General features: G+C 73.3%; 20 protein-coding genes. 9 read left to right on the top strand and 11 right to left on the bottom strand.

Going from position 1 to position 21175, the window contains the following annotated elements; translation table 11 throughout:
• Window positions 1–99: 99 nt before the first annotated feature.
• Entirely contained in the window at window positions 100–723 is a 624-nt protein-coding gene (locus ACIBCJ_RS03840) for a hypothetical protein (RefSeq protein ID WP_362509382.1), read from the bottom strand.
• A gap of 233 nt (window positions 724–956) precedes the next feature.
• On the opposite strand from ACIBCJ_RS03840, the gene ACIBCJ_RS03835 reads away from it, so the two are divergent.
• A complete protein-coding gene (locus ACIBCJ_RS03835) occupies window positions 957–2429 on the top strand; it encodes a helix-turn-helix domain-containing protein (protein ID WP_399281732.1) in 1473 nt (490 codons plus the stop codon).
• Window positions 2430–2499: 70 nt separating this feature from the next.
• Here ACIBCJ_RS03835 and ACIBCJ_RS03830 read toward each other — a convergent pair whose 3' ends face one another.
• From ACIBCJ_RS03830 to ACIBCJ_RS03815, 4 genes are all read right to left on the bottom strand, one after another.
• Window positions 2500–3714 carry a glycosyltransferase gene (locus ACIBCJ_RS03830; protein ID WP_365978598.1) on the bottom strand — a complete coding sequence of 405 codons (1215 nt, stop codon included), beginning with the start codon at window positions 3712–3714 and terminating at the stop codon, window positions 2500–2502.
• The gene (locus tag ACIBCJ_RS03825; RefSeq protein ID WP_365978599.1) at window positions 3711–4511 is read right to left on the bottom strand and encodes a MerR family transcriptional regulator; all 801 of its coding nucleotides are present in this window, start codon (window positions 4509–4511) and stop codon (window positions 3711–3713) included. The genes ACIBCJ_RS03830 and ACIBCJ_RS03825 overlap by 4 nt, the downstream gene beginning before the upstream one ends.
• A gap of 76 nt (window positions 4512–4587) precedes the next feature.
• Entirely contained in the window at window positions 4588–6042 is a 1455-nt protein-coding gene (locus tag ACIBCJ_RS03820) for a sensor histidine kinase (RefSeq protein WP_399281729.1), read from the bottom strand.
• Window positions 6039–6746 carry a response regulator transcription factor gene (locus tag ACIBCJ_RS03815; RefSeq protein WP_365978600.1) on the bottom strand — a complete coding sequence of 236 codons (708 nt, stop codon included), beginning with the start codon at window positions 6744–6746 and terminating at the stop codon, window positions 6039–6041. The genes ACIBCJ_RS03820 and ACIBCJ_RS03815 overlap by 4 nt, the downstream gene beginning before the upstream one ends.
• Window positions 6747–6809: 63 nt before the next feature.
• Between ACIBCJ_RS03815 and ACIBCJ_RS03810 the strand changes: the two genes are divergently transcribed.
• Both ACIBCJ_RS03810 and ACIBCJ_RS03805 read left to right on the top strand, forming a co-directional pair.
• Entirely contained in the window at window positions 6810–8000 is a 1191-nt protein-coding gene (locus ACIBCJ_RS03810; protein ID WP_365978601.1) for a UDP-N-acetylglucosamine--N-acetylmuramyl-(pentapeptide) pyrophosphoryl-undecaprenol N-acetylglucosamine transferase, read from the top strand.
• Entirely contained in the window at window positions 7997–9031 is a 1035-nt protein-coding gene (locus tag ACIBCJ_RS03805; RefSeq protein ID WP_362509364.1) for a GDP-mannose 4,6-dehydratase, read from the top strand. Before ACIBCJ_RS03810 ends, ACIBCJ_RS03805 begins: the two co-directional genes overlap by 4 nt.
• A 137-nt stretch (window positions 9032–9168) precedes the next feature.
• On the opposite strand, the gene ACIBCJ_RS03800 is transcribed toward ACIBCJ_RS03805, so the two are convergent.
• The 5 genes from ACIBCJ_RS03800 to ACIBCJ_RS03780 all read right to left on the bottom strand — a co-directional run bounded on the left by ACIBCJ_RS03800 (window position 9169) and on the right by ACIBCJ_RS03780 (window position 13859).
• Window positions 9169–9663 (bottom strand): potassium channel family protein, encoded by a 495-nt coding sequence (locus ACIBCJ_RS03800; RefSeq protein ID WP_362098399.1) that lies wholly within the window; start codon window positions 9661–9663, stop codon window positions 9169–9171.
• A gap of 118 nt (window positions 9664–9781) precedes the next feature.
• On the bottom strand, window positions 9782–10333 hold the full coding sequence (locus tag ACIBCJ_RS03795) for an EF-hand domain-containing protein (protein WP_362098395.1): 552 nt from the start codon (window positions 10331–10333) through the stop codon (window positions 9782–9784).
• A 411-nt stretch (window positions 10334–10744) separates the two neighbouring features.
• On the bottom strand, window positions 10745–11005 hold the full coding sequence (locus ACIBCJ_RS03790) for a helix-turn-helix transcriptional regulator (protein ID WP_362098392.1): 261 nt from the start codon (window positions 11003–11005) through the stop codon (window positions 10745–10747).
• Entirely contained in the window at window positions 11005–11496 is a 492-nt protein-coding gene (locus ACIBCJ_RS03785) for a DUF2975 domain-containing protein (protein ID WP_362098389.1), read from the bottom strand. The genes ACIBCJ_RS03790 and ACIBCJ_RS03785 overlap by 1 nt, the downstream gene beginning before the upstream one ends.
• 50 nt (window positions 11497–11546) lie before the next feature.
• Window positions 11547–13859, bottom strand: coding sequence for an Orn/Lys/Arg decarboxylase N-terminal domain-containing protein (locus tag ACIBCJ_RS03780; RefSeq protein WP_365978602.1), 2313 nt, complete (start codon window positions 13857–13859; stop codon window positions 11547–11549).
• A gap of 479 nt (window positions 13860–14338) precedes the next feature.
• Here ACIBCJ_RS03780 and ACIBCJ_RS03775 point away from each other — a divergent pair, with 479 nt between their 5' ends.
• The 3 genes from ACIBCJ_RS03775 to ACIBCJ_RS03765 all read left to right on the top strand — a co-directional run bounded on the left by ACIBCJ_RS03775 (window position 14339) and on the right by ACIBCJ_RS03765 (window position 17787).
• A complete protein-coding gene (locus ACIBCJ_RS03775) occupies window positions 14339–14881 on the top strand; it encodes an MOSC domain-containing protein (RefSeq protein ID WP_362509352.1) in 543 nt (180 codons plus the stop codon).
• Window positions 14882–15204: 323 nt separating this feature from the next.
• Entirely contained in the window at window positions 15205–15630 is a 426-nt protein-coding gene (locus ACIBCJ_RS03770; RefSeq protein ID WP_362098381.1) for a cold shock domain-containing protein, read from the top strand.
• Between the two features lie 255 nt (window positions 15631–15885).
• Window positions 15886–17787, top strand: a complete 1902-nt coding sequence (locus ACIBCJ_RS03765; RefSeq protein WP_365978603.1) for an ATP-binding cassette domain-containing protein — start codon at window positions 15886–15888, stop codon at window positions 17785–17787.
• Between the two features lie 166 nt (window positions 17788–17953).
• On the opposite strand, the gene ACIBCJ_RS03760 is transcribed toward ACIBCJ_RS03765, so the two are convergent.
• On the bottom strand, window positions 17954–18451 hold the full coding sequence (locus tag ACIBCJ_RS03760) for an ATP-binding protein (RefSeq protein WP_362509346.1): 498 nt from the start codon (window positions 18449–18451) through the stop codon (window positions 17954–17956).
• A gap of 142 nt (window positions 18452–18593) precedes the next feature.
• Here ACIBCJ_RS03760 and ACIBCJ_RS03755 point away from each other — a divergent pair, with 142 nt between their 5' ends.
• The 3 genes from ACIBCJ_RS03755 to ACIBCJ_RS03745 all read left to right on the top strand — a co-directional run bounded on the left by ACIBCJ_RS03755 (window position 18594) and on the right by ACIBCJ_RS03745 (window position 21013).
• The gene (locus ACIBCJ_RS03755) at window positions 18594–18962 is read left to right on the top strand and encodes an STAS domain-containing protein (RefSeq protein WP_362098374.1); all 369 of its coding nucleotides are present in this window, start codon (window positions 18594–18596) and stop codon (window positions 18960–18962) included.
• Window positions 18963–19232: 270 nt separating this feature from the next.
• Window positions 19233–20426, top strand: a complete 1194-nt coding sequence (locus tag ACIBCJ_RS03750; protein ID WP_362098734.1) for a SpoIIE family protein phosphatase — start codon at window positions 19233–19235, stop codon at window positions 20424–20426.
• Between the two features lie 143 nt (window positions 20427–20569).
• On the top strand, window positions 20570–21013 hold the full coding sequence (locus tag ACIBCJ_RS03745) for an ATP-binding protein (RefSeq protein WP_362098371.1): 444 nt from the start codon (window positions 20570–20572) through the stop codon (window positions 21011–21013).
• Window positions 21014–21175: the final 162 nt, after the last annotated feature.

The raw sequence follows: 21175 nt of genomic DNA, 5'->3' as shown, positions 1-21175 counted from the left end.
ACTCCGTTCGCACCTCGTGTACGGCGGACGACCGAGAGGGGCCGTCCTCCCCACCCCCGTGGGGGGAGGACGGCCCCGGTCTTCGAGGTGGCCGACCGGTCAGTAGAGCTTGTTGACGGCTGTGGTGGTGGTCTTCTTGAAGGCGGCCACGGGCGCGTCGGTGAAGTCGCCCATCTGCCCCCACTCGACGACGGTGACGGTCCTGCCGTCCCTCCCGACCGAGAACAGGGAGATGTCGGTGGCGCCCCAGGACGTCTCGGTGTGCAGGCCCCGGACCCGGGCCCCCTCCTCGACCGCGAGCGTGCCGTAGTCGCGGCCCTCGGCCTCGACGTCGGGCGTGGACTCCTCGATGCGGTCGGCGCAGGTGCGGACCAGGTCGTCGTAGTGCTTCGCCAGGGCCTTCGCCTGGGCGGCCGTACCCGCCACGACGGTCAGCTGCACGGCGCCGGTGTCCAGGTCGGTGCGGAACTGCCGGTAGCGGTAGTCGTAGGAGGGCACGCCCTCCGTGCTCACGCAGAGGCCGAGTTCCTCCGGGAACCCGTCGGTGACCGGCCCGGCGGTCCAGGAGGACGTCGGGTGCGGCGGCAGTTGGGACGCGGACAGGAACCTGGGCGCGGCGGCCTTCGGTGCGGCGCCGGCGGCCGGAGCCGTGAGGACGGTACCGGCCGCGAGAGCGGCGGCGGTGAGCGCGGTGAGCGCGCTCACCGGAATGCGCATGGACATGGATGTTCCCCCGTGGATGACGCGTGGACGTGGAGGCCGTGGCAGGCCGGCCGGTCGGCCCGGTCCTGGCCGGTGCGGCACCGAAAGCATCAGTGGTCACGGCGGCCCGACGCAACAGCGGACGGCCGGTCGGCCGCCATGGAACCATCCCAGCCCGTCTGACGTGCAGGTACATGGGGTGCCTGGGATACCGTCCCGGGCCGGACGAGGTCGTACGAGGACGGGTGGGACCTGTGTCGGCACAGGAGGACGGCGACGGCATCGACGACGTGGCCGAGTTCGCGGCGCTGCTGCGGGCGCTGAAGGAGCGCACGGACCGCAGTTACGGCTCGTTGGCCCGCCGTCTGGGCATGAACACCTCGACGCTGCACCGCTACTGCGCGGGCGACGCGGTGCCGCTCGACTTCGCGCCCGCGGAACGCTTCGCGGCCCTGTGCGGGGCGACGCCGGACCAGCGCCTGGAACTCCACCACCGTTGGCTCCGGGCGGTGGCGGCCCGTCACCGGCCTCGTACCGCGGGGGCGGGGGCGTCCGGCACCGCAGCCGCGCACGACGTGGACGGTGCGGCGGACGAGCCGGGCACTGCGGTGGCGGAGGTCCCCGGACCGGGCACGGCGCGAGCGGCCGACGGCGGCCCGGGCGCCGCCCCTGGCACCGCGCCGAAGGTCACCGGCAGCACGGGGGACGATGCGGAACGGGAGCCCGGAGCGGCCCCGGCGCCCGGACCGTCCCCGGCGCCCGCTCCCGGGCCATCGAGCCGCCTGCGGCGCGGCCGGGGACGACTCGTGGTCGCCCTGGCCTCCGTCGGCGCGGCGCTCGCCACGCTCGTGGCCCTGTCCGTGCTGCCGGACGAGGGGCCGGCGTCCGCCGACGGCCCCGCGCGGCTCGTCCGCCCCACGGCGTCCCGTGCCACGGGGTCCGGAGCAGCCGAGCGGCGGAGCGCCTCGCCCAGCCCGAGCGGCACCCCCGCCCCCGGCAGCTCCGAGCGGCCTTCGGGGTCCGCCACCGCCCCGGGGACGAAGCCGGACCCCTCCCCCTCCTCCTCCCCCGGCGCGACATCCGCCCCGCCCCACGGCGAACAGCCCGCCGGACTTCCGCTCGCCTGGTCCGTCAGTTCCCACGCCTGGAAGCTCGGTTGCGGGCACGACTACGTCATCGCCAAGCCGCCCGGCCAGGTTCCCCCTCCCCCCGCCCCGCAGGACGCGGCGCCGTGGGCGGCGACGCAGAGCGCGGTGCACGGCGGCGAGACCCTGGTGCAGCTGTCGGTGCAGGGGCGCAGCGACACGGCCGTCGTGCTGGAGGCGCTGCGGGTGCGCGTGGTCGGCCGTACGGCGCCCGCCGAGGGCAATGCCTACGCCATGGACCAGGGCTGCGGCGGCTCGATCACTCCCCGGTCCTTCGCCGTGGACCTGGACAGGGACCGCCCCATCGCCCGCGCGGTCGCCGGGAACGACGCCGGCACTCCGATCCCGGCCGTGCGCATGCCCTACCGCGTCTCGGCGAAGGACCCCGAGGTGCTCCTGGTCACGGCCGGGACCAGCGCGTGCGACTGCCGTTGGTACCTGGAGCTGGACTGGTCCTCCCAGGGCCGCACCGGCACCGTGCGCATCGACGACGGCGGCCGCCCGTTCCGCACCAGCGCCATCACGGGCCTGCCCAGGTACGTGTACGACACCCTGGCACGCCGGTGGGGGCCCTACAGCTGAGTCCGGGACGGGCCGCCCTCGCACCGGCCCGCACGGCGGACCCGGTCGCGGACACCGTGCGGAATCGGCGTCATCCGTCGGTCAGTTGCCGGATCGTCCCGAGTGCCCGGCCTGCTCCGTCCTCGGCCGCCATGTGCTGCGCCGCCCGCGCTGCGGCCCGGCTGTACGCCTGCTGCTTCACGGCCCGGCCGAGTGAGTCGGCGAGCCGTTCCGCGGTGAGTGACCGGAAGGGGATGGGGTCGGTGGCGGCGCCGACGGCGGCGAGTCGCGCCGCCCAGAACGGCTGGTCCGCGGTCACCGGCACGGTGACCGCGGGTACCGCGGCGCGCAGCGCGGCGGCCGAGGTGCCGGCCCCGCCGTGGTGGACCACCGCGGCCAGCCGGGGAAAGAGCAGTGCGTGCGGCACGTCCCCGACGGTGAGTACGTCGTCCCCGTCGGCGGCGAGCCCGGCGCTGCCGGCCTGGAGGATGCCCCGCAGCCCGGCGCGGCGCAGGGCGCGCACGGCGATCTCGCTCAGCCGTGCACCGTCGCCGGACGCCATGCTCCCGAAGCCGACGAGGACGGGCCTCGGGCCTGCGCTCAGGAAGTCCTCGATCTCGGTGGGAAGTCGTTCGGTCGCGGCGTGACGGGGCCACCAGTTGCCGGTGACCCGCAGTCCTGGGCGCCAGTCGGAGGGGCGCGGCACCAGGGCCGTGCTGAAGCCGTGCAGGACGGGCCAGTTCGCCCGCTCCTGCCGTCGCCGCATCTCGGAAGCGGAGACCGGGGGAAGCGACAGGTGCCGGCGCAGTTGTGCGACCGCCGGTTCGTAGACGCGGTCGGCCATGCGCAGGGCGAAGTGTCCCGTCGCCCGGTTGGCGAGGCGGCCCAGCGAGCGGGAACCCGTGACGACGGGTGGGAAGTCTCCGGTCGGCGCGGTGGGCTGGAGGTAGACGCCGATGCTCGGTGTGCCCGTGGCCTCGGTGAGGTGCCAGCCGAGCGGCGCCGTGGTGGCCGACAGCAGGAGCAGGTCCGTGCCCTTGTCCACCGCGTCGGCGAAGCCCCGGCCCAGCTCGGTGACGAACGCGGCGGCCGTCCGCATCAGTTCGCGTCTGCCCGCGCCGCCGCCCCGGGTCCCCGTGTCGGCGGGCAGGCTGCGGAACTCCAGTCCCGCGTCGCGAACGAGCGGGGCGAAGGTGTCGGTGGCGGCGAGGACGACGTCGTGTCCGGCTCTGCTCAGTTCGGCGCCCAGGCCCGTGTAGGGGGCGACGTCACCGCGCGAACCGGCCGCGGCGATCATGATCCTCATCGGTCCTCCTCGAAGACGGGGGTGCTGCCCGGGTGGCGGGCCGCGTTGGCGTGGACCGCCTCGCGCGTGTACGCGGCCAGGCCCGGACGCTGCTGCGACGGCGGTACGACCAGTGCGAATGCGCGTGGGTCGGTGACGAAGTCGTCGGCGATCCGCCGATGCATGTCGGGCGGGCAGGCGGTGAACCAGCGCGCGACGTGCAGGCGGTGTTCCTCGGCGAGGTCCATGGCCCGTTCGCCGTCGCTCGGCTCCCCCGCGTCGAAGGCCTCCAGCAGTTCCGCGCGCCAGGCGCCGGCTTCACCCATGAGCCGGCGCCAGTCCTCCTTGGTGTGCGCGGCCGCGCGTGCCATGGACGCGCGCTGCCCCTCCGATCGCGCCCACTTCAGCTCCGCCTCGGTGGCGTAGCTCAGGTCGAAGGTGACCTCGCCGAAGACCTCGAAGCGTTCCTGCGGGGTCAGGGACACCCCGGTCCGCTGGACCTCGATCGCCCGTTCCGCGACTTCGGCCAGCCGCTGGAGTCTGGCGATCTCCTCATGCAGCTGCCGCTGCCGGGCCCGGAGCCGCTCCAGGTGGTCCGCCTGTGGATCCTTGAAGATCGCGGCGATCTCGTCGAGGGGGAAGCCGAGCTCACGGTAGAAGAGGATCTGCTGGAGACGGACCAGGTCGGCCTCGCTGTAGAGCCGGTATCCGGCTCGGCTGCGGTCGCCGGGCGACAGCAGTCCCGCCTTGTCGTAGTGATGCAGTGTCCGCACGGTCACCCCGGCGAAGGCCGCGACCTGCCCCACGGAGTAGCTCATCCACCTGCCCTTTCGTCGGCACGAGTCTCAAGCCTGACGTAAGGGGAGGGTCAACTCGCCCTCGACGGGACGGGCGTCACGAGGGGGTGGTGCGGGACGGGATCCTCAGGCGGAAGACGGCGCCCGGGCCGGGGGCGTGCCCGGCGGTGAGGTCGGCGTCGTGGGCGCGGGCGATCTGGCGGGCCATGGCGAGGCCCAGGCCGGATCCGGGCAGGGCCCGGGCGGCGCGGGCGCGGTAGAAGCGGTCGAAGACGTAGGGGAGGTCCTCGTCCGAGATGCCCGGGCCGTGGTCGCGGACGGTCAGCTCCAGTTCCGCCGCGCCCGAGACGAGGGTGACCTCGACGGGGCGGCCCGGTGGGCTGAACTTGGCGGCGTTGTCCAGCAGGCTCGACAGCAGGCGGGAGAGACGGGCCGGGACGCCGAGCACCCCGGCGGTGCGCGCCCCGGGGTCGACCGAGAGCACCAGGGGGACGTCCGGCCAGTGGCCGCGTGCGGCGTCGACGGTGTGCGCGACGATGTCCGCGAGCCGTACGTCCTCGATCAGCGGGTCCGGTTCCTCGTCCCTGGCCAGCTCGATCAGGTCGTTGACCAGGAGGGTGACCTCGCGCATCTGGCGGCCGAGTGCGGTGGCCGCGCGCTCGCGCTGGGCGTCGGTGAGCCGGGAGGCGCGACTGAGCAGCTCGGCGTTGGTGCGCAGCGCGGTCAGCGGGGTGCGCAGTTCGTGCGAGGCGTCGGCGACCAGGCGGCGCTGTGCCGTGACGGACTTCTCCAGTGCGTCGAGCATGGTGTTGAAGGATGCCGCGAGACGGGTGATCTCGTCGTCCCGGCCGGCGCGTTCCGGCGGCAGCTCGATGCGGTGCCGTGCGTCGCGGGTGGTGGCGATGCGCTCGGCCGTGGCGGTGAGCCGGCTGACGGGGGCGAGCCCCGTGCGGGAGACCCAGGCACCGAGGATTCCGGCCAGGGCCACGCCGGCCGCTCCCAGGCCGCCGAGAAGGACGGCGGCCTGCCGCACTCCCCGATCGACGGTGTCGGCGCGCACCGCCACCTGGAGGGCGCGGTCTTCGCCCAGTGGTGTCGTCAGCATCCGGCTCCGGTGGCCCGCGAGCTGCAACTCGCTGTAGTACGGGCCGTGATCGCCGGCGGCGACGTCACGCGTGGTGGCGGTGACCGGCAGCAGGTACGGCTTCGCGGGGTCGTCGGCGGGCCGGGCGGGGACCGTCTGGGCGCAGGCCGGGGCGGCGAGGTAGCGGCACTCTCCTTGCAGCACGCCGGGCGGTTCGTGGCGTGATTGCTGGGTGGCCAGCCTGGCGGACTGGGTCAGGTGCAGGTCCAGCTGGTCGAGGAGCTGGTGGCGGATCACCAGGAAGCTGCCGGCGCAGAGTCCGACGGCGACGGCGGCCACGGCCAGCGAGGCGGCGAGGGTCAGCCGGGTGCGCAGGGGGCGGCGACGCAGCCACCGGGCGTGCCGGCGTCCGCCCGTCCGCCTCGGCCTCGGTTTCGGCCTCGGGCGAGGTCGTCGTCGCGTGTTCACGGCAGGTCCAGCCGGTAGCCGACCCCGTGCACCGTGTGGACGAGCCGGGGCTCCCCACCGGCCTCCAGTTTGCGGCGCAGGTAGCCGACGTAGACGGCGAGGGAGTTGGAGGCGGGGCCGAAGTCGTGGCCCCAGACCCGTTCCAGGATCGTCTCCCGGGGCAGGATCTGTCCGGGGTGGCGCAGCAGCAGGTCCAGCAGGGAGAACTCGGTACGGCTGAACTCGATGACGCGTCCCCCGCGTCGTCCGCTGCGGGTGGCCGGGTCGACCACGAGGTCGGCGAAGCCGGGCGGCGACTCGGGTTCGGCGAGCGGGGCGGTGCGGCGCAGCAGTGCGCGCACGCGTGCCACCAGCTCGTCCAGCGCGAAGGGTTTCACCAGGTAGTCGTCGGCGCCGGCCTCCAGGCCGTCCACCCGTTCGCTCACCGAGTCGAGCGCGGTGAGCACCAGCACCGGCGTGCGGTCGCCGAGGGCGCGCAGGCGCCGGCAGACGGCGAGTCCGTCCAGGCCCGGCATCATCACGTCCAGGACCACGGCGTCGGGCTCCCACTCGGCGACGGCGGCGAGCGCCGACGTACCGTCGTCCGTCCCGCGCACCTCGTAGCCCTCCACGGCGAGTCCGTCCTCGACGGCGAACCGCACCTCCGGCTCGTCGTCCACCACCAGGATCTTGCGTGCGTTCGCGCACCGGTCAGCACCGCTCATGGGGACAGCCTGCCAAAAGCCCGTCTTAGAAAGTTCTTAAGGCGCGTCGGCAGGGTGATCGCCATGAGGACACCTCGAACATCTCAGGCCCGGCTGTCGGTGGTGATCGGCGCGGGCGGCACGGGTGGGCACATCTATCCCGGCCTGGCGCTGGCGGACGCGCTGCGGCGGGCGGTACCGGACGTCGTGATCTCGTTCGTGGGCACCGAGCGCGGGCTGGAGACCCGGCTCATCCCCGAAGCGGGGTACCGGCTGCACACCGTCGACATGATCCCGTTCGATCCGTCGCTCGGCGCCCGGCGCTTCCTGCTGCCCGCCGCGCTGATCAAGTCCGGCGGCCAGGCCAGGGCGGTTCTGCGCGCACAGGGGGCGCAGGTCGCGGTGGGCATGGGTGGTTACCCGAGCGCACCGGTGATCGTCGGGGCGCGGATGGCCGGGCTGCCCAGTGTCATTCACGAGTCGAACGCGGTCCCCGGGCGTGCCAACCGCTTCGCCGCGCTGCTCACCGACCAGGTCACTCTGGCCTTCGAGGAGAGCCGGCGGCACCTGACCGGCAGTCGGCACGCCGACGTCGTGGGCATGCCCATCGCCGCGGAACTGGCGGCGCTGGACCGGGCGGGGCTGCGCGCCCGGGCTCGGCAGGCGCTCGGGGTGCCGGTCGAAGGGCGGCTGCTGATCGTCAACGGCGGCAGCCTGGGCGCCGCCAGGCTCACCGCGGCGGCGGCCGGTCTGGCCCGGCGCTGGCGGCACAGGCCCGACGTCCACTTGCTGGTCAAGACCGGACCCGCCGCCCTGGAGGAGACCCGCCGTCAACTGGCCGAGTCGGGCGGGGACCGGGTGGCCACCGCCGTGCCCTACCTGGACCGGATGGACCTCGCGTACGCGGCGGCCGACCTGGCCGTCAGCCGCGCCGGGTCCGCCACCGTGGCCGAGCTCGCCAGCACGCGCACGCCCGCGATCCTGGTGCCGTACCCGTACGCGCCGGGCGACCACCAGACCCACAACGCGAGGGTTCTCACCGATGTGGGTGCCGGACTGCTGCTGGCCGACGCCGATACGGACGCCGACCGCCTGGCCGCCCTCGCCGAACCGCTGCTGGCCGAACCCTCCCGGCTCGCCGCGATGTCCGCGGCCGCACCCTCCGGCCGGCACGCGCAAGCCGCCGACCTGCTGGCCGCCCACGTCCTGCGGCTGGCCGGCCGTCCTTCCTCCCGCCCCGTCCTTCCCGCAACCCGTACGGAGATCGCCATATGAACGCCGACACCCCGGCCCCCGCCCCCGTCGAGTCCGCCTTCGACTGGACCGGCCGCACCGTGCTGGTCACCGGCGCGGAGGGCTTCATCGGCTCCACCCTCGTCGATCTGCTCGTCTCCCGAGGTGCCCGTGTGCGTGCCTTCACCCACTACAAGCCCTACGGCGACAAGGGCAACCTCGCCCGTCATCTCGCCGACCCCCACAGCCCCGTCGAGACGGTCACCGGTGACGTACGGGACGCGGGACGGGTCATGGACGCAGTCGCCGGCTGCGACACCGTGTTCCACCTCGCCGCGCTCATCGGCATCCCCTACAGCTACGACTCCCCCGGCGCCTACGTGCAGACCAACGTCGTCGGCACCGAGAACGTGGCCGAGGCGTGCCGTCGGCACCAGGTGCGCCGCCTGGTGCACACCTCGACCAGCGAGGTGTACGGCACCGCGCGCACCGCCCCGATCAGTGAGGAGCACCCGCTCCAGCCGCAGTCCCCGTACTCGGCGTCGAAGATCGGTGCGGACATGATGGCGCTGTCCCACTGGCACGCCTTCGAGCTGCCGGTGACGGTGGTGCGCCCCTTCAACACCTACGGCCCCCGGCAGTCCGCCCGCGCCGTGATCCCCACCATCCTCGCCCAACTGCACTCCGGGGCGCGGCAGATCAAGCTCGGTTCGCTCACCCCCACCCGTGACTTCACCTACGTCACCGACACGGCCCGCGGCTTCCTGGCCCTGGCCGCCTGTGACCGCGCGCTCGGCCGGAGCGTCAATCTCGGCACGGGGCAGGAGATCTCCATCGGTGACCTCGCCAAGGCGCTCGTCCGCGCCTCCGGCCGCGAGGCGGAGATCCTCGTCGACCGGAGCCGGCTGCGCCCGGCCGGCAGTGAGGTGCAGCGCCTCGTCTCCGACCGCACGCGCGCCCGGAACTGGGCGGGCTGGGAACCGCACGTCTCCCTCGACGAGGGACTGCGGCGCACCTCCGACTGGATCGCCGACCACCTCGACCTCTTCGCCGCCGACCGCTACCAGGTCTGAACGCCTCGCGGTCACCGCCGTCGGCGGCCCACTCCCTCCAGTGGGCCGCCGGTCCGAGGCGGCGGCGCCCTGTGACGGCCGATGAGGACAGTCCCGTGTTCACGGCCGCGTGCCCGCCCTCCTCCCGCGCGCGCCGTTCACCGGGGCGGGCCGCCGCGGTGGTCGTCGAGCCGCCGCTCCAGCCGGTCGAAACGCTCGTGCAGCGCTCGGGTCGCCTCCGTGTACACCTCTTCGGCCGCCTTCTCGGTGTGGCGCACGAAGTGACCCCGGCGTTCCTGTTCCCTCCCGACGAACCAGGTGGCCAGTGCTGCGGTGACCAGACCGAAGGACGTGATCCCGGCGACCATCACCACCACGGCCACGATGCGTCCCCACAGGGTCACGGGATAGAGGTCGCCGTAGCCGACGGTCGTCGCGGTCTCCACGGACCACCACAGGGCCCGCGGATAGGTGGTCAGCTGCGCCCCCGGTGCGCCGCGCTCGGCGAGGACGGCGAAGTACGAACCCACGAGGACCACGACCACCAGGAGGGCCGCGGCGGCACACGAAGCCTTCAAGTGCAGCGACCTGCCCTGGCGTCCGAGCAGGAGGTCGACCAATCTGGCCAGGAGACCGGACAGCATGCGTGGCATGCTCCGGCACGGATTCACCCGGAGAGGCGACAACGCGCCGTGCCGAGTCGATCCCACCCGAACAGAGGCATGCGGTACGGCGCCGCGACGGGTGGGGAGGGCTGCGCGTCCTCGGCTCTCAGCGGGGAGAGCGGCCCGCCACGGGTCCGCACATGTAGTTGCCGGGCTCGGCCGGGTCGTCGCTGATCCAGAACTGGACCCACAGTTCGGCGAATTCGGACCGGCCGAGATGCCCGTCGGCGTCCTGGTCGAGCCGGTCGAACACGTCCTCCGTCGTGGTCTCCCGTCCGTGCCACAGGTCGATCAGCTGCTGGTGCTCGCTCCGGGAGATGCGGCCGTCGCCATTCTCGTCCACCGCGTCGAAGACCGTGTCGGCGGTGGCGGCGACCGCACCCCGCATGGAGGGCAGCCGGTCGACCATGGCGAGGAGGTCGTCCAAGTCGATCCTGCCGTCGTTGTCCGAATCGACGGCCTCCGCGAGCTGCTGCCACCACCCCAGGAGCACGCTCTCCACCCGCGTCGCCAGCTCCGTGTCCGTCCTCACGCGCGGCAGACGGCCCCATCGCGCGGCGAGGGCCTCGAAGTCCTCCTCCTCCAGGCAGCCGTCGCCGTTCACGTCGAAGGCGTCGAACATGTCCTGCAGCTTGGTCCGCTGAAACTCACTGGCCATCACAAGCCCCTTCCTTTGCGGTGCTGAGGGGATGATGTCCGCGCGCGCAGGCCGCCCAACGGCTTGTGGGAGCGCGAGGAGGCCCGGCGACGCCTCCGGGTGCCGGGCGAATGCACCGAGCGCCTGTTTGGACGACGTCGAAGCGGTCAGTGTCCGGTGCAGCGCGCCGTCAGCCGGGTCAGGAGGGCGACCGCTCGCTGAGCCGGTGAGGTGCGGCAGGAGCTTGCGGCCGTCGTCCGGGGACTGCTCGCCGTGGACCGGGCCGTCGGCGGCGAGGTCCTTGACCGGCTTGGCGGCCGACTGGTGGGTCACACCGCGCAGGCGGGCCAGGCCGGATGTGGTCAAGCGACCTCGGCGGTACGGATCCGGGAACGGCGGCCTGGCCGGGGCGCGAGTCGGGCGGCGCGGGGGCTAGGAGCCCGGGCCGGTGGCGGACGCCGCCCCCGACGGGGCGCCCTCGGTCGGCGCGGCGGACTCCCAGCGCAGCAGGTCGCCCGGCTGGCAGTCCAGCACCTCGCACAGGGCCGCGAGCGTGGTGAACCGCACCGCCTTGGCGCGGCCGTTCTTGAGCACGGCCAGGTTGGCGGGGGTGATGCCGACCCGGTCCGCCAGCTCGCCCACGGACATCTTGCGCCTGGCCAGCATGACGTCGATGTCCACGACGATCGGCATCAGATCACCTCGGCCAGCTCGGCCCGCATCCGCGACGCCTCGATGTCCCGCGCGACGGCCTGGGCGAGCAGCATGCGCATCACCAGGACGACGAGCGCGACGCCGAAGACGGCCAGCGCCGCTCCGCACAACAGGAGTACGACACCGGGGGCGACGGCCTCGCCCGGCGCCAGGACGACCCCGAGCGCGAACACCAGCAGGGCGGCTGCCAGGAAGGCTCCGATCACCCAGTGCACGTAGCGGAAGGCGGCGAGGGAGAAGACGGTGCCGCGTCGCACCATCGTCACCAACCGCCACACGCAGACCAGGACGACCTGGGCCGCCACCACGCCGAGGACCACGACCACGAGGATCGGGACGAGCCGGCCGGAGAGGGCACTGCCCTCGATGTCGGCGGCCAGCAGGACGGCCATCACCGTCTGCACGAACACCGAGCCGGCGAGCAGTGCCGCGAGCACGGCGCGCAGGGCGAGCACGGTCAGTTTTCCCATCGCCACTCCTTCGATCGAACCACGATGGGAATCTATCGCTTTTCGATAGGTCAGGCAAGGCGCAGGCACTCGATCCGGTAGTCGCCGCTGTCCGGGTCGCGCTCCACTCCATGGGTCTCGCTGTGGAAGCCGGGGAAGCGGCGGTCGAAGGACTCCAGTGCACTCAGGTAGCGCAGCAGGGGACCGTCGGGATCGCCCACCGCCTCGCCGGGCATCAGCACCGGGATGCCCGGCGGGGTGACGGTCACCATGGCCGCCGCCACCCGGCCGGAAGCCTGCCCCAGCGGCACCCGCTCGGTGCCGCCGCGCAGCAGGCGCTGGTAGCAGGGCTGCGGCGGGACCACGGGCACCGGCAGTTGCCGGAAGGCCCGGTCGAGCAGCTCGACCAGGCGTACGGAGCGCAGCTGCCCGTGCATCTCCTGGCACAGCTCGCGCAGACTGCGGCCCGCGTAGCGACCCGGGTGCCCGGCGGTCAGGCCGGGCAGCACCCGGTCGAGCGGCGCGTCACCGTCGTACAGGGCCTTGAAGTCCATCAGGGCGTCCAGCAGCGTGCCCCACTTGCCCTTGGTGATGCCCATGGAGAACAGGACCAGCGTGGTGTAGCTGTCCGTCTTCTCCACCACGATGTCCCGGGTCGCGAGATATGCGGTGAGCACTCGGGCCGGAACGCCCCAGTCGGCCATGTCGCCCGTGGCGTCGACTCCCGGGCAGGTCAGGGTGACCTTGACCGGATCGAGCATGCAGTAGCCCCGCGTCAGCCCCGGAAACCCGTGCCAGGCCGCCCCGGGTTCCAGGTGCCAGCAGGACGGCTCGGTGCGCAGCAGGTCCGCCGGGGCCTCCTCGAAGGGCAGCCGCTCGCCGCTCGCCGGGTCCGTCACCGTTTCCGGCTGCCACACGCCGAAGAACCACGGCGGCCGGTCCCCCGCGGCTTCGATACGCCGCCGCACCCGCACCGTCTCCTGCCGGAACCGGACGGCCTCGGTCACCGCCTCGTCCACCAGGCACTCGCCCTGCGGGCCGTCCATCATGGCGGCCGCCACGTCCAGCGACGCGATCATCGGATACAGCGGGGAGGTGGTGCCGTGCATCATCAGCGCCTCGTTGAACCGGTGATGCTCCACCGGCGCCCGCGGTGCGGGCCGCACGTGCACCATGGCGCTCTGGGACAGCGCGGCCAGCAGCTTGTGGGTGGACTGCGTGGCGAAGACGGTGGGACGCTCGGGTCCGGGGAAGCCGGCCGGGCCGACGGACATGCCGTACCGGCCGGCGTACAGCGGGTGGAAGCGCGCGTAGGCGAACCACGCCTCGTCGAAGTGCAGCCGCGGCGTGCTGGCGGCGAAGGCCCGTGCCGTTGCCAAGGCGTCGTAACACAGGCCGTCGTAGGTCGAGTTGGTGAAGACCGCGTACTCCGCGCCCGCGGACGACGCCTCGCGGGCCAGTGGGTTGGCGGTGATCCTGGCGGTGACCGAGGCGGCGTCGATCTCCGCCGGCGGCAGCGGCCCGGCGAGGCCGTAGCCGTTGCGGGTGGGCACCAGGTAGACGGGGCGGGCCCCGGAGAGGACCAGGCCGTGCAGCACGGACTTGTGGCAGTTGCGGTCCACCAGGGCGATCTCGTCCCGGGCGACGCTGAAGTGCCCCACCACGCGATTGCACGTGGAGTCGCCCTGGAGGACGAAGTAGGTGAGGTCCGCGCCGAAGACCCGGGCGGCGTTGCGCTCGGCCTCGCCGATGGGGCCCGTGTGCTCGAAGAGGGAGCCGAGCGCCTCGACCGAGATGGAGAGGTCGCTGCGCAGCAGCCGCTCACCGAAGTAGTCGTGGAAGGCCCGCCCCACGGGCGATTTCAGGAAGGCGACTCCCCCGGCGTGCGCGGGTGTGTGCCAGGAGTAGGCGTGCGCGTCGTCGAAGCGTCGCAAGGCGCGGAAGAACGGCGGCAGGACGGCCTCCTGGTAGGCGCGTGCGGCGGCGGTGACCCGCCCGGCGATGAAGGACGGGGTGTCCTCCAGGGGCCAGACGTATCCCACGACCGACTCCGACACCCACAGCGGCAGGTCCCGCACGCCCTCGTCCGCCATGACGAGGAACACCGGCAGACGGTGGAAGCGGCGGCCGATGTGACGCAGGACGGCGGCGCCACCGGACTCGGCGTCACCGCGGCCGCCGGCCGGCAGGTCCCAGGCCACCAGCGCGGCCGCCAGCCCCGCCTCGGTGCGCAGCACGGCGTCCGCGTCACCGGCGTCGGACACCCAGCGGACACCGCACCCGCCCGCCTCGATCCCGTCCCGGATCCTGCGCAGCTGGCCCGCGCCCACGCCCTCGCCGCGTGCCTGCTCCGGCACCGCGATCAAAATGGTGCTGTCGGTCATGTGCTCCCCCTCCCCCTGCCCCGCGGCCCCGCCTCACCGGCGGACGGTGCCACTCCGCCAGTGTCCGAGCGACACGCCGGGGGAAGGGGCCGACCCGGTCGAAACCACCCGGTCGGTGACGGCCGTTGCACGGGCGTCGGACCGAGGCACGGGTCCGGCGCGCGGCGCCGGGTGCGCGGACGGAGCGCTCCGGGACAACCGGCCCGCCGCGCGTACGGACGAGGCGCCGACCGGCCGCACCCGACCCGCCCGGCTCCGGCCGCCGCAGACCGCCCCGCGCGAGAGGACGGCGAACGGCGCCGTGCCGGTATCGGCTGGCCGACGAGTACCGCCTGCTCGCCTGCGACGGCGGGACGTCGACGGAGGTGGACGCCGAGGTCAGGGCGGAAGCCCTGCGGCTTGCCCGGCACCCTCGTCCCGGCCCGGGGCGCACGGGTTAGGGTCGTTGCCGGTCAGTGTCTTCGGGGAGGGGTTGCAGGATGAGCAGCATGGTTACGGCGGTCAGCAGCAACGGCACGTACTCGTTCACCAAGCCGAACCGGGACAGCATCAGGCTGCTCGCCGGGCTCGGTGTCGAGGGGGACGTGCATGCCGGTGTGACGGTCAAGCACCGCTCGCGGATCGCACAGGACCCCACCCAGCCGAACCTGCGCCAGGTCCACCTCATCCACGAAGAGCTCTTCGCCGAGGTCGGCGCGGAGGGGTTCGAGGTGGCGCCCGGTGACCTGGGCGAGAACATCACCACCCGCGGCATCGACCTGCTGGGCCTGCCGGCCGGCACGCTGCTGCGCGTCGGTGACGAGGCCGTGCTGGAGGTGACCGGCCTGCGCAATCCCTGTCTGCAGATCGACAACTTCCAGGACGGGCTCCTGAAGCGGGTGGTGGGCCGGGACGAGGCCGGGAACATCGTGCGCAAGGCCGGCGTCATGAGCGTCGTGAAGCACGGGGGCACGGTGCGCCCCGGTGACACGATCACGGCGGAGCTGCCCAGCGAGCCGCACCGTCCCCTCGATCGGGTCTGACGCCCCTCACGGCGCTCTCAACCCCGACGATCGTCCGGGTCCGGTGCTGCCGTTCGGCCCGAGTCTTCGGCTGTCCGCGCTTCTACGTTCGGGCCTCATGGAACGAGAATCGCGGAAGAGAGTCCCGGCCGGCCGGCTGCTCGGGACGTCGGCCGTCCTGGCCGCAGGAGCGGAAGCCGTCACGTGGTCCCCAGGCGGGCTGGGTGAGGCCGGTGCCGCCGGGCAGGGGCGGCTTCCGGCTGCTGTGCGGGCCGGTGGTTAGCATGGCCCGTGGTTCCGGGGAAGGGCCTCGGGCCGTGTGTTCGCAGAGGTTGGGGGTCCGTATGGTCGCGGGTCGTGTGGTTCGTTTCGACAGTACGCGGGGCTATGGGTTCATCGCGCCGGACGACGGCGGCGAGGACATCTTCCTGCACGTGAACGACCTGCTCATTCCCGAGGAGAGCGTGCGCTCGGGCCTGGTCGTCGAGTTCGAGGTGGAGAGCGGTGACCGGGGGCTCAAGGCGTCGGGCATCCGGCTGGCCGAGGGTGAGCGGCAGCCTCAGCGCCGCCCCCGGTCCGCAGGGCTCCGGCCCGCGGAGTCCGACGAGGACGGCCAGCCGATGTGCGACGTGCTGAGCCCCGAGGAGTACCGGCGTGAGGTGACGGAGCTGCTGCTGACCGCCAGCCCGCAGCTGACGGCGGAACAGATCCTGACCATCCGCGGCGCGCTCGTGAAGTCGGGCGAAGGCCACGGCTGGGTCGAGGACTGAGGACCGCAGGCACGCCGGAGGGGGAGGCCCGGACCGGCCGGCGAGCGGCCGCTCCGGGCCGGGGCCGCGTCGTCGGCGATTCGGCCAACCTCCGCGCTACGCACACCCGTTGCCGGGCCCGGGTCCATGCACCTGGCACGCACCGCCGCGCGTGGTTTCCCGGGGTTCCGGCAGCGACCGAAACACATGTGTTCGATATCCCGGTGCGGTCGTTGAGCAGGACGACCCTGCTCGACGACCGCCAAGGGGGACACGTTGACCTCGACCGCAGCGAACGGACCGCAGTCCGCCGCAGCCTCTCCACCACCACCGCCGCCGCAGCCGGCCGAGATCACCTACCGCGGGCGGTACTCGGTCAATCCCCTCGCCGAGGTCTCCTTCCGGCGGATGTGCGCACAGATCCCGGCCGTCCTCGGCCGGATCGTCCGTCTGTGCCGGCGGACCGACCGGCGGGCCGTGCGCCTGCTGCTCGGCTGCCAGTTGGTCACCGGCGCGTCGGCCGCCGTGCTGCTGACCGCCACCGCCCGCGCCATGGAGCCCGTCCTCGGCGACGGCTCCGCCGGTGACCGGCTGCGCGGGGCCTTCCCGGCGCTGGTGGTCGTGGCGCTCGCCGCCGCGTTCGGCCGCTGTGCGGCGGCGCTGGCCACCTATGCCGAGCGGCGGATCACTCCGAGGCTGACGACGGAGACGGACAGCGCTCTGGTCGAGGCCGTGTGCCGGGTGGAGGCGTCCGCATACGCGCAGGAGGGCTTCGCGGACCGGCACGAGGCCGCCGAGATGGGCGTGATCCGCACCCAGGTGATGGTCACCGACGCCCAGCGGTTCCTGTCCGCCGTGATCCGGATGGTCACGGCCGGCGGCGTGCTGTCGGTGCTCAACCCGTTGATGCTGCCGCTGCTCCTGCTCGCCGTCCTGCCGGCCGGCGCCGGCGCGGTCCTGACCGCCCGCGTCGACTACGAGGTCCACTACGCCAACATCGCCGACCGCAACGTACGCGGCATGATGCGCTGGTGGGCGACCACGTCGAAGTACGGCGACGAGGTCCGCGCCAACTCGATGACCGACTACCTCGTCCACTGGTACCGGTCCCTGTCCGACCGGTGCGACCGGCGGACCCTGGCGGCCGCGCCCCGCACCCTGCGGATCGCGGTGCTGTCCGCGGCGGCCGGTGGCGTCTTCCTGGTCGCGACCTGGGGAGTCCTCGCCTGGCTCACCGTCTCGGGCCGGGTCGCGCCGGCCGTCGCGGCCACGGCCGTCATCGCCGTGCAGACCACGCTCGCCGCACTCTCCCAGGTCGTCGTCAACGGCGCCGCGGTCTTCCACACCAGCCTCTACCTGAGCGACATGCAGGCCTTCCTCGACGACGCGGCGGCCCGTGCACCGCGTCGCGGGCCCCGCAGGCACGACGGGCCCACCGAGCAGATCCGGCTCGAGGAGGTCTCCTACCGGTACCCCGGCAAGGAAGAGCCGGCCGTCAGCGGCGTCAGTCTGGCCCTCGAGCGGGGCCAGATCCTCGCCGTCGTCGGGGCGAACGGCTCGGGCAAGTCCACGCTGACCCGCCTCCTGACCGGTATCTACCTGCCGGACAAGGGCCGGGTCACCTGGAACGGCGCGGACCTCGCCGAGGTGGACCCGGCCACCGTGTGGGCCCACGTCGGCCTGGTGCCGCAGATCTTCGCCCAGTGGCCGATGCCGGTCCGCGAGAACGTCACCCTCGGCCAGCCCCGCACCCACGACGACACCCCGGTGTGGGAGGCCGTGGACGCGGTCGGTCTGCGCGAAGCCGTCGACAGGCTTCCCGCGGGCCTGGACACCCTGCTGTCCCGCGACGTCTTCGGGGGCACCGAGCTCTCCGGCGGCCAGTGGCAGCGGGTGGCGTGCGCACGGGCCCTGTACCGGCGCCCGGGGCTGCTGATCCTGGACGAGCCGACGTCCCAGATGGATCCGCGCGGCGAGCACCAGATCTTCGAGCGGATCAAGGCCGTCGCCGCCGAGCGCATCACGATCGTGGTCACCCACCGTCTGGAGAACACGAAGATCGCCGATCACATCGTCGTCATGGAGCACGGCCGGATCACCGAGCAGGGCCGGTACGACGAGCTCGTCCACGCCGGCGGGACCTTCGCCGAACTCCTCGCGCTGTCCCGGGACCGCTGACCGTGCGGGACCCCGGCCGGGTCAGCCGCCCCGGACGGTGAACCGGTAGCCCTCGGGCCGGTGACCGGACGCCGGCCCGAAAGGGCTGCCCTGCACCGGCCCCGCGGTTTCGGCACCGGGACGGCCGCGCGGCACGTCCGCGGCGGTGAGCGTCAGGGGTGCCCGGTCATCGGGACGCCGCAGGACGTACCGCGGCGACGTCACGGGGGTCGTCGCCCAGGGCGAGACGCACGGTGATCCGCTTGCCGACCGGCTCGCGACGCGCTTCGAAGCCCTGGGCGACAGCCATCACGATCTCCAGGCCGTGCTGCCCCACCCGGCCGGCGTCCGCGGCTCGGGCGATCGGCAGCACCGGGTCGGAGTCCCACACCGCGACCTCCACCGTGCCCTCGTCCAGGCTCAGATCCATCAGGGCGGGTCCTGGGGCGTACTTGCGCGCGTTGGTGACCAGTTCGCTGACCACGAGCTGGGTCAGGTCCATGGCACGCTGCGACACGAGCACGCCGTGCTCGCTCTGCGCCCGGGTCAGGAACGTACCGGCCAGGTGGCGGGCCCGCGCGATGCAGCCGCCGTCACCGTCCAGTGCCGCACCGGCCCGTATGACCCGGCCGCCCGGCGCCGCGTCGTCCTGCCCCACCGGCTCTGATTCCATTACGACCGCCATTCGTTCCCCCTTGCACGGACGGCGCGTACCCCCGTATCCGCACGGCACACCGGACCCTTCTGTTGTGTGCGCCACACGGAAGCGCCGGCCGGAGTGAGGGCTCCCCTGCGCATATGCCAGCGAGTGTGCCAGGATCACCGTCATGGCTGACGCAGAGACAACAGGCACCGAACACGCCGAGCAGCTGTCGGCCGTCACCACGGACCGCGACGGCGTCCGCGTGGTGACCCTGGCAGGGGAGATCGACCACCACACCGGTGACACGCTGCGCCGGAGCCTCGACGGGACCGGCGTCCCGGGCCTGCGTGTCGTGGCCGACATGCACCAGGTCACCTTCATGGACTCCAGCGGCATAAACGTCCTCATCGCCGCCCACACCGCCCTCACGGAGGCAGGCGGCTGGCTGCGGGTGGCCGCCGCCCGCAACGCCGTGAAGCGGACCCTCGGCCTCGTGGGCGTCGACGCCTTCATCGACTGCCGCGACACGCTCGAAGAGGCGCTCACCGACTGACACCGGACGGATGCCGCGTCCGGAGGGCCGCCCCCCGCTCAAGTGCGAGGATGGTCGTATGGACGTGCGGAGCATGAACCACGTGACCGTGGCGGGCCCGGCGGACGGGTCGGACATGCCGGCACGGGCCGCCTCCCTCGCCTCGCGGAGAAGCCGGTGACGTGCCGGCCGGGCGACGGCCACGAGCCCGGTGCGCCCGCGACCGCGGGACCCGGCGCCTCCGAGGCGGCCGACGCCCCCGGCGCTCCCGGCGCTCCCGGCGGGGCTCGGGTGCCGCTTGCGGCCCTGCTGGAGGAGAGCACCGAGGACCTGTACGAGAACGCACCGTGCGGGTATCTGTCCACCCTGCTGGACGGGGACATCGCCAAGATCAACCGGCGGTTGCTCGACTGGCTCGGCTACCGGCGCGAGGACGTGGTCGGGCACAAACGGTTCGCCGACCTGCTCACCGTCGGGGGCAAGGTCTACTACGAGACGCATGTCGCGCCGCTGCTGCGCATGCAGGGAGAGCTCAGCGGCGTCGCACTGGAGCTGAGGGCGGCCGACGGCAGCCGGTTGCCCGTGCTCGCCACCTCCACCGTGAAGACCGGCGACGACGGGCAGCCGCTGCTGATCCGCATCACCCTCTCCGACGCCCGCGACCGCCGGGCCTACGAGACCGAACTGCTGCGGGCCCGGCAGGAGGCCGACCGCGAACGCGAACGGATCCAGAGCCTGGCCACCACGCTGCAGCGGACCCTGCTGCCTCCCGTCCTGGACGACGTGCCCGGCCTGGACGTGGCGGCGCACTACCACATCGCCTCCCCCGACAGCGTCGGAGGCGACTTCTACGATCTCTTCCCCCTCTCCCACGGCATCTGGGGGATGTTCCTGGGCGACGTGTGCGGCAAGGGGGCCTCCGCGGCGGCGGTCACCTCACTGGCCCGGTACACGCTGCGCGCGGCCGCCGTGTACGACCCCGACCCGGCCGCCGTCCTCGGCAACCTCAACACGGTGCTCAACCACGAGTACAACGGCGACGACCCACAGTTCTGCACGGTCGTCTTCGGCCTGCTCACCGCGGACGGCCGGGGCGGATTCCGCATCACCCTGGCCGGCGGAGGGCACCCGCCGGCGCTGGTGATGCGCGCCGACGGAAGCGCCGACTACCTGCCCACCCCGGGCGGACAGCTCATCGGGGTCCTGCCCGACGCCCACATCGTCACCGTCCCGGTCCACCTCTCCCCCGGTGACACCCTGCTCCTCTACACCGACGGACTCACCGAGGCCCACACCGACCAGTCCGGCGGACGCTACGGCGACGAGGCCCTGCTGGACTTCGCCCGGGCGCTGGCCCCCACCACCGCGTCCGCGACCGTCGAGGCGCTGAGCGGTCTGCTCGACGCCCTCGGAACCGGCGTGGACGACGACACCGCGCTCCTGGCCATCACCGTGCCCCGGCGCGCCGGTGAAGAGGAGCGGTGAACCAGCGCGCGATGCCCGCCCCGCAGGGCCCGGCGGCCGGTGAGCGGGCCTCGGCCCCTCGGCTGCCCCCCCGTCACCGCGTCAACCCGGCCCCAGGGGGTAGACGAGCCTCGACGAGGCACGGCCAGGGAAGGACCTTCACAGTGGACAAGGCGTCGGTCAGGGCGGTGGGCTGGGCCCGGTCGCTGCCGTTGAGCAGCGACGTGAAGACGGCACGGGACTGGTCCCGGGAGCGTCTCCAGACGCTCGGCTGGACCGCCAGCGCCCCGCAGACGGTGGACGCGGTCCTGCTGACCGTCTCGGAGTTGGTGACCAACGCCCACGTCCACGCCCACAGCAGCGCACAACTGGTCATGACGTGGGACACCCGCTGTCTGCACGTCGCCGTCCACGACAGCTCCTCCCGTCTGCCCACGCCCCGGCAGCCCAGCACCGAGAACCTCGGTGGGCGGGGCATGTTCCTCGTCGACGCCCTGGCGGACAGCTGGGAAGCCCGCCCGTGCCCCTACGGCAAGGCCATCGTGGCCTGCTTCCGGCCGCCCGCCGCGGCCGGACACGGCGAGCGGCAGCCGCAGAACGCGGGCTGACCGCTCTCTCCGGGCCGACGCCGGTCCTTCAAGAGGCCGCCCGGGCGGCTGGAGAGGGGCATCGGAGCACGTACACCGAGCCGGCCCGCGTCCCGGCGCCCGGACGGCGCCCGGACGCGGGCCGGCCGCTCGCTGCCGCGCCGCCTCCCCCGCCCCGACGGA

The organism is Streptomyces sp. NPDC051136, assembly GCF_044455745.1.
Classification (GTDB): Bacteria; Actinomycetota; Actinomycetes; order Streptomycetales; family Streptomycetaceae; genus Streptomyces.
The sequence above is the reverse complement of the archived record's forward strand: the minus strand, read 5'-3'. Positions and strand labels throughout refer to the sequence as shown.